Genomic DNA, 7952 nt, shown 5'->3' on the forward strand with positions numbered 1-7952 from the left:
CCTCCGGGGGGGCCGGCCGGGGGCGGCCCGACCCCCCCGACCCCCCCGCTCCCGGGGGCCCCCCCCCCCCCCGCAGGGCGCCGAAGCGGAGGAGCGAGGCGGGGGAACCCCCCCCCCCGAGGGTGCCGCCCCCCCCCCCCGGGGACCACAACCGCCACGCCATCGTCATGTCGAAACTCGACGGCGTCGAACTCGGGAAGTCCCGACTCGAATCCGAACAGGTGACGGGCGTTCTCGGGTTGATTCTCGACGAGATGGCCTCGGCGTACGAAGCCGGGCTCGTCCACGCGGACATGTCGGAGTACAACGTCGCCGTCGGCGAGCAGGGAATCACCATCTTCGACTGGCCACAGGCGGTCCCGACCGACCACGACAACGCTCGTGAACTCCTCGCGCGCGACGTGGAGAACATCGTTGGCTACTTCCGACGCAAGTACCCCGCAGAGATGCCCGACGACGTGGATATCGACGCGCTGTCCGACGCTATCGCCCACAACGAGTTCGAACACGTGGGCGATTTTAGTGCCTGACGCCGGCTTTCCCACTTCTCGCAGTCTTCGGTTTGTTCTCGGTAGTTGCTACTGGATCACAGTCCTCCAGAGATAAACCAGATAGTACGATATAGAATTGGGATACAGACGTTCCAAGTTCGACGGTGGTCTTGATGTGTTATCTATTTCACACTATCGGTGCAATCACAGTTTCAATCGAGGTGAGTAGCTAGTCGGGGCTCAAAGACGTCTTTGAGTCTGGGATATCGCAAACATCCCCTCTCACTATCATCGAGTATGAAACGTAGAACGTTTCTGGCAACGGCTGGCCTCAGCTTGACAACCGCAGCAGCAGGATGCACCTCACAAGCAACTTCGAATGGGTCGTCCGAATCGGATACTGAAACAGCCACCTCAACGCCTGACGAACCGCAGACGGGGACAGACCAAATGCCAGAACGTACGCTCATCGAAACCGGAAATACCGTTGAACGAACCCTCGGGACTGGGTCGCTCGAAGAGCGTGACCTTCGGAGACCCCACTACGTCGCATTTTCGAATCCGACAGACGAGACGCATCAAGGAACAGTGACGATTCTACAGTCCGGTGAGACTGTTCTCGACGAATCGGTGGAACTCGAACCGAATGCGACTATCGCTGCTTCGCTCACGGATCTCGACACGTATACCGCTCGCATGGCAGTTCCTGCGCTGGATGCAACTGAAGAGGTCACCATCGACCCCGGCCAGTTCACCTGTAATATGACTAAAACGACAATTAGCATACAGGGTGACGGTACGCTCGACTCGGTGGGAATCTCGACGCGTATGGCATGCCCGGGCGTCGTCACCGAACACGTTGCTACCGATGAATCTGCCTCACACACACTCGGCGACGACCCAGTTCCCGCAGACACGGGGAAGGGCATCCACAGTCTCCTCCTCCGGAACCCTTCAGACGAGACGTGGACGACCCAATTGCTTGTCGAGAGAGACTCAACAACGCAATTCGATGGTATCTACACGGTCGAACCCAACGGAACGGTGCTTCTCACCCTCAGCGAGAGCGGGACATATTCCCTCTCGATGGGCGTTTTCGAAACAGAGACGATTGTGACTGAACAGATTACTCCCGAAAACTTCGACTGTAACCAGTCCTCGACGCGAGCAGTCATCGACTCCGAAGGAGAACTTTCAGCAAGTACAGTCTCGACCCAAATGGGGTGTGAGGTAGATACGAATACAACGAACGAATCGTCTTCACAAAACTGAACCACTTGACGGCGTCTGTCGTCGTTTCGTCCACAGTCGCGGTCGTCGTATCGAGTCGGTCTATGTTCTCTTCGGTTACGTTGTCATTGACCAGCGGTAACCTCCACTTGTTTGTCCACGTCGAACCCGTAGCCGCTTTCCTTCCACACCGGTCGCACGAGCCTTAGTGTTTTCCGGCACACTGAGTCCGGTTGTGAACAGGGTTAGTGGCACGTTCAACTGGACAACGTCACGACACAACCGGTGGACGAACGAACATCCGTATTCCCCCGGTGAGAAGACGAGGGCTCGCCTCCCAGACATCCATAGTACCGGAGTGAGCCACAACGTAGCCCCAAGTATCATATAGTTTCCAAAAATCGCGTTTGGAAGCGCAGCTTACAAAATATCATTTCAGCTACTCCTTTAGTGACAAGGCATCGTAATGAGTCGTAATGCAGCATCCGAGCGAACCGCACGTTGTCGCCCTCTGCGGAAGCCTTCGCGACCAAAGCAAGACACGAATCGCCCTCAGAGAAGTACTCACGGCCGCAAACGACGCAGGAGCCTCGACAGAACTCGTTGATTTACGCGACTACGAGTTACCGGCGCTGAACGCTGTCGATTCCGACGTGCCGGATTCGCAACGACTCCAAGAGACCGTCAGCAACGCGGACAGCATCGTCCTCGGGACGCCTAACTACCACGGGTCGTATTCGGGCGTGCTGAAGAACGCACTCGATTACTGTGGCCGCGACGAGTTTTCCGAGACGGTTGTCGGATTGCTAGAAGTGGCTGCGGGACAGTTCCCGGGGACCGCACTTGTTCATCTCCGGACGGTCTGTCGGACACTCAACGCATGGACGCTTCCGACGGAGGTCGCAATCCCCAACTCGCACACGATGGTTACCGAAGCGGGTATCCGAGATCAGGAGTTGTCGGAACGAACCGCCCGTTTGGGGCGTGAACTTGCCCGGTATGCGGGCATGCCTCGATACCCGGAACTAGTCGAGCAACGAAACGAGCGGACAGTGGCGGGGGCGCAAAATGACTAACCATTCCACCGCAGACGGTACTCGGTCACCCGGGGGTGAGATGGACGCTATTCGCGTCCACGAGTACGGTAACGAGGATGTCTTGCGTCTCGAACAGGTTCCCCGACCAGAACCCGACGACGACGAGTTACTCGTCCGGGTTCGCGCTGCCGGGGTGAACCCAATCGACTGGATGGTTCGAGAAGGCTACGTCGACGACGCGCTCGCCCCGTCGCTTCCGTACATTCCCGGCTGGGACCTCTCGGGTGTCGTCGAGGCGGTCGGGGCCGATCGTTCGGCGTTCGAAGTCGGCGACGAGGTGTTCGGACTCGTTCGAATGCCCGACCCCGGAAACACGTACGCCGAGTACGCGACAGCCCCGGTGGAGGACGTTATTCTGAAACCGGAAACGCTCTCCCACCGAGAGGCTGCGGCGGTCCCGATGGTTGCACTAACAGCCTGGCACGCACTCTTCGAGGAAGGTGAGTTACAGGCTGGCGAGCGGGTGCTCATCCACGCTGCTGCGGGTGGCGTCGGCCACATGGCGGTTCAATTCGCGAACCACGTCGGAGCACACGTCATCGGAACCGCATCCGGACGGAACGAGGAGTTTCTTAAGGGTCTCGGTGTCGACGAGTTCGTCGACTACCGGGAACAGCAGTTCGAAGATGAGGTTCACGACGTTGACGTCGTCCTCGACGCAGTCGGCGGCGACACACTCGAACGGTCGATTTCGGTCCTGAAGCGCGGTGGCCGCCTCGTCACGCTCCCGGAACCACCGTCGGAAGACATCATCGAGAAAACTCGTGCCGACCGGGACGCGACAGTTCACTGGTTCAGCGTCGAACCGGACACAACGACGCTTTCTGAGGTACGAACCCTGCTTGAGGACGGCCAAGTTCAGGTGACAGTCAGCGACGTGTGGCCGCTTTCGGAAGCTCGCGCTGCCCAGAGGGAAAGCCAACGCGGGCACGTCCGCGGTAAACTCGTCTTGGAGATTTGAGGTCTGCGAGGAATCTCCGGATGAGACCCGGATGGGCAGAATATTACTGCGTTAAAAATGAGAGTACCACCCTCGAAACTCCGGAGGAATCAAGACTCACGTTTGCCAACCCGACATTATGTCCCTTGATTGGAACGATATCACACACATCACAAAAGTCGATCCGGCGGAACCGTTACCGCAGGACCTGGAGATTCTTTCCCAGACGGACTTAGTCATCGTCGGGGGCTCTGACGGCGTAACGCAGGAGAATTCACTCGACGCGATTGAACGAGTTCAAAATCAGTTTCCGGACCTCCCGGTGTTTCAGGAACCCTACGGCTCGGACCACGTCTCGTCGGAGACGATGGATGCCGTCGATTATCTCTCCGTCCCTGCCGTCTACAACGGCGACCGCGACAATTTCGTCGCAAAGCACGTAGATTTCTTCACCGAAGTCGGGAGCAAGCCCGAAGAGGTGGTCGGAACCGGACTCCCAATCGTCGGCGACGTCATCGCCTCACGAGGGCGCGATGCCATCGCGTCGGCCGCGGAGAAGATACTAGGCGAGGGTTACGTGATTCAGAACCTCGATTCGAAGGCGGCCACTGTCTCCGGGGTTGACAAACGCTACAGTCCCGACGAAGTTGCGGGTGCAGCGCTGGCGACCGAATCCTTCTACGGTTTCCCTATCTTTTATATCGAATACTCCGGCGTCTACGGCGGTCCCGAAGACGTGGAAGCGGCGGCAAAATACCTCGACGAGACGGCGTTACTCTACGGTGGCGGCATCCGGAGCAATCGACAGACCAGAGAGATTCTCGACGCCGGTGCCGACGCCATCGTCGTCGGCGACTGTTTCCACGACGACCCCGAGCAGTATCTGCAGACGATTCCCTGACTCTGGTCGTAGCCATCTCTCGGCGGGGGAGCCGAGATTACTCTACAGACTCGAACCGAACCGTATCGGCTTCGAAGTCCTCGACGAACGCGCCGGGGCCGCCGACGCTGTACGTTCCGTCTTCTGTCTCGACGACGAGCGCGTTTTCGACCGGGAACGAGTTGTTCGCGGGTTCGAGCAGTCCCTGTCGGATGTCCACGACGCGGCCGTGGAGTTCGGTCGGACCGCTGGTGTGGACCATCCGCCCAGAGACAGTCACAGTCAGGTCGATACCGGCACGGCGGCAGAGCGCGGCCTGCAAGACGGCGTGGCGGAAGTTGTGGTACGTCGTCGGAAGCGGGTCCGGTTCGACCGTGTAGGCCTCGGCGGCCATCGGCCAGTAGTTACCGAAGAACGAACCGACGATGACTGGGCCGAGGTGGGGTTGGGCAAAGACGATTGCCTGCGACTCGGAATTCGACCGAGCGACCATCTCGCCGGGTGCGATGAGGCCGGTCCGCGCGTCGACGGTAAGCATCATCGGCATCGGTTCGTGCCAGACGCGCACGAGCGACGCCACCCCGTCGACCTCGAGGTCGTCGTGCGGTTCGACACCGCTGACGACGAGCGAAATGAGAACGCCCCGCTTGCGGGCGGTGCGTAACTCGTCGGCGACTTCGTCGAGCACGTCGTAGGGGAGCGACAGCGTGATTTCGGACTCCGCCCGTTCGATGAGTTCGGCGATGCGCTTGAGTACCGTCACCCGTGATTTGATGACCTCGAATCGGTCTTCGTCACGGGCGGTGGCCGTGTATCGCTCTTCGAGCGCTGGCCGCATCGACTCGACGCTCTCGGAAAGCGACTCGATGACTTCGAGCGGCGGCAGAGGACGAATCGTCGTCGGAACGACGTGGTCGTTAACCTCCACGAAACCTCGCTCTTCGAGTTCGTTGCTCACACTGTAGACGTAGCGCTTGGAGACACCTGCCGCGTCGGCGATTTGGCTCGCCTTCGCCTCCCCGAGTTCGAGGAGCGTCAGATACGTGTCGACGACCTTCTCTGAGAGTCCGAACTGCTCGAGAAGGTCGGCGAGTTCCCGGTCGTCCATGGTCAGATTGTCATCGACCACGGTACTTAATCACTCGACTCGGAAGCGGTTCGAAGCACGCCCACGGCGGAGATGGCGCTTCGACGGTTCGTCCGACTGCTGCGACTCGGAGCGAGTCGGGATAGTTCATGTCACACGTCAGGGGACGACAATAGATATCCGCCGACGCGTTCTGAAAGTGTGAAGGAACATTACACCAAGATTATTATCTGCGGGGAACCCACGACTCAACAATGCAATTACGCGATGCCCTGGCCGACTACAAACGGCACGCAGAACACCCGACTCGCTTTCCGGGCGAGAGACGAACGACGAGTGGCCTGTTTTCGGGACTCGGCGAGCGACTGGTTCACGTCGAAACCGACGGGTCGCTCCGTGATTTCGGCTATCCGATTTCGGGTCTCTGGGGTATCGAACGCTCGCGGTTCGGAATTCGACCGACCGGCGAGGGCGACGGTGCCGATATCGTTTGGTTCGACGACAGCGCAACGCAGTCCTACACCGACGACGGCGCGCTCGTCGTCACCGAACACGAGACGACCTACGGCGACGTCACCCAGTACGACCTCACCGTCGACGACGCTCACGTGACGCGATTCGAGACCGATGCCGACGTCGAACTCGTCTCGTTCGTCCACTTCCAACCGGACGGCCGCGACACGCTCGTTGGCCAGCTATACCATGGTGATGCCGTCGAGACGTACCACGCCGAAGAACACGACTTCCTCGCGTCGGACCCAGCGTTCGAGCACGTCGAAGGCCGCATTCCCGAGCAGTTCGACGAATTACTCTCCGAGGGCGAGGTCGAACTTCCACGGCCTCTCTCCGACGACCGATACGAAGAGGGCCAACTGAGCGGCGCAGTCGTCGGGACCGTCCCCTTTGCGGGCGGGTCGGCCACTGTCGGCCACCTCCTCACTGACGACACCGAGACGAGTCGAAAAGACGCGCTCGATACCGTGCGCGACCTCGTAACGCTCGGCCACGACGACCTGCGCGCCCGCGCCGCCGAACAGGTTGAGGGGACGGTTCCCGACCACGACGAGGCGGGCGCGATGCGCGACGATATTCGCGTGCTCTCGCTTCTTTCCGGGTCGCTCGGCCTCCGCATCGCCGGTCCCGATTTCGACCCGTACTACGCCTACTCCGGCGGTTACGGCTACACGTGGTTCCGCGACGACGCCGAAATCTCGAAATTCCTCTTCGAGTCCGACGAGAAACTCGGTCTCGGCCTCGATGCGTGGCACGAGCGAAGTGCGCGCGCCTACTGCCGTACCCAGCGCGCGGATGGCTCGTGGCCCCACCGCGTCTGGCCGTTCGACGGGTCGCTCGCGCCCGGATGGGCTAACGCCCGCCTCGAATCGGGCGACGATGCCGATTACCAGGCTGACCAGACGGGGAGCGTCATCGCCTTCCTCGTGACCTACTACGGCCACTGCGACGACGCCGACCTCCGCGCCGACATCGAAGAGACGCTCTCGCTCGCCCTCGACAGCCTCGACGAGACCCTCGACGACGACGGTCTCCCGGTCAACTGCCAGAACGCGTGGGAGAACATGACCGGTCGGTTCAGCCACACCACCGCGACGTTCCTCGAAGCGTACGCCGCGCTCGCCCTGTCCGACCTCGACGACGACCTGACAGACCGCGCCGCCGACCGCGCACGCCAAGTCTACGACGGTGTCGACCGCCTGTGGAGCGACGACCGCGAGTGCTACGCGCTCCGCCTCGAAGACGGCGAACTGGACGACCGCTACGATTCTGCTGCCCTTGCGCTCGTGTCCGCCCATCGGACCTACGACCAACTCGAACCTGTCGGCGACGACCGCCTCGACCGCCTCGTCGCCCACGTCGAATCCGTCTTCGACGGTCTCTGGCACGACCCCGACGAGAGCGACGTAAAGGGACTCGTCCGCTTCGAAGGTGACGACTGGCGGATGCGCGAACAGTCCTCGGAGAAGATTTGGACCGTCTCGACCGCGTGGGGCGCGAACGCTGGCATCGAACTCGCCGGACTGCTCGCGGCCCACGACGACGACCGAAGCGCGGCCTTCGTCGAGAAAGGACAATCGCTTCTCGACCTCGTCCTACCGGACGGCCCGCTCAGCACCGAGAATGGCTATCTCGCAGAGCAGTTCTTCGACGACGGAACGCCCGACAGCGCGACCCCGCTCGGCTGGCCGCACGCGCTTCGGTTGGCGACGCT

General features: G+C 60.8%; 6 protein-coding genes and 1 pseudogene. 6 read left to right on the forward strand and 1 reads right to left on the reverse strand.

Going from position 1 to position 7952, the window contains the following annotated elements; translation table 11 throughout:
* Positions 1-122: 122 nt before the first annotated feature.
* From QT222_RS17845 to QT222_RS17865, 5 genes and pseudogenes are all read left to right on the forward strand, one after another.
* Positions 123-530 (forward strand): annotated as a pseudogene (locus tag QT222_RS17845) (serine/threonine-protein kinase RIO2); the annotation flags it as partial.
* A gap of 258 nt (positions 531-788) precedes the next feature.
* Complete coding sequence (locus tag QT222_RS17850) at positions 789-1763, forward strand: hypothetical protein (protein ID WP_491477952.1); 975 nt, start codon at positions 789-791, stop codon at positions 1761-1763.
* 434 nt (positions 1764-2197) lie between these two features.
* Positions 2198-2797 (forward strand): NADPH-dependent FMN reductase, encoded by a 600-nt coding sequence (locus tag QT222_RS17855; RefSeq protein ID WP_004057778.1) that lies wholly within the window; start codon positions 2198-2200, stop codon positions 2795-2797.
* A gap of 40 nt (positions 2798-2837) precedes the next feature.
* On the forward strand, positions 2838-3779 hold the full coding sequence (locus QT222_RS17860) for an NADP-dependent oxidoreductase (protein ID WP_491477953.1): 942 nt from the start codon (positions 2838-2840) through the stop codon (positions 3777-3779).
* 118 nt (positions 3780-3897) lie between these two features.
* Positions 3898-4659: a geranylgeranylglyceryl/heptaprenylglyceryl phosphate synthase gene (locus QT222_RS17865; RefSeq protein ID WP_004057782.1), complete on the forward strand. Its 762-nt coding sequence runs from the start codon at positions 3898-3900 to the stop codon at positions 4657-4659.
* A 37-nt stretch (positions 4660-4696) separates the two neighbouring features.
* On the opposite strand, the gene QT222_RS17870 is transcribed toward QT222_RS17865, so the two are convergent.
* A complete protein-coding gene (locus QT222_RS17870; protein WP_491477954.1) occupies positions 4697-5746 on the reverse strand; it encodes a TrmB family transcriptional regulator in 1050 nt (349 codons plus the stop codon).
* A 233-nt stretch (positions 5747-5979) separates the two neighbouring features.
* Between QT222_RS17870 and QT222_RS17875 the strand changes: the two genes are divergently transcribed.
* On the forward strand, positions 5980-7952 hold a 1973-nt coding region (locus QT222_RS17875; protein WP_491477955.1), incomplete at its 3' end, for a DUF7997 domain-containing protein.

The sequence above is a fragment of the Haloferax sp. s1 genome (assembly GCF_058382125.1).

What these genes read in the sequence shown, in the direction of transcription:
- QT222_RS17850 (WP_491477952.1), top strand. Translation starts at nt 789, where the DNA reads ATGAAACGTAGAACGTTTCTGGCAACGGCTGGCCTCAGCTTGACAACC.
- QT222_RS17855 (WP_004057778.1), top strand. Translation starts at nt 2,198, where the DNA reads ATGCAGCATCCGAGCGAACCGCACGTTGTCGCCCTCTGCGGAAGCCTT.
- QT222_RS17860 (WP_491477953.1), top strand. Translation starts at nt 2,838, where the DNA reads ATGGACGCTATTCGCGTCCACGAGTACGGTAACGAGGATGTCTTGCGT.
- QT222_RS17865 (WP_004057782.1), top strand. Translation starts at nt 3,898, where the DNA reads ATGTCCCTTGATTGGAACGATATCACACACATCACAAAAGTCGATCCG.
- QT222_RS17870 (WP_491477954.1), bottom strand. Translation starts at nt 5,746, where the DNA reads ATGGACGACCGGGAACTCGCCGACCTTCTCGAGCAGTTCGGACTCTCA.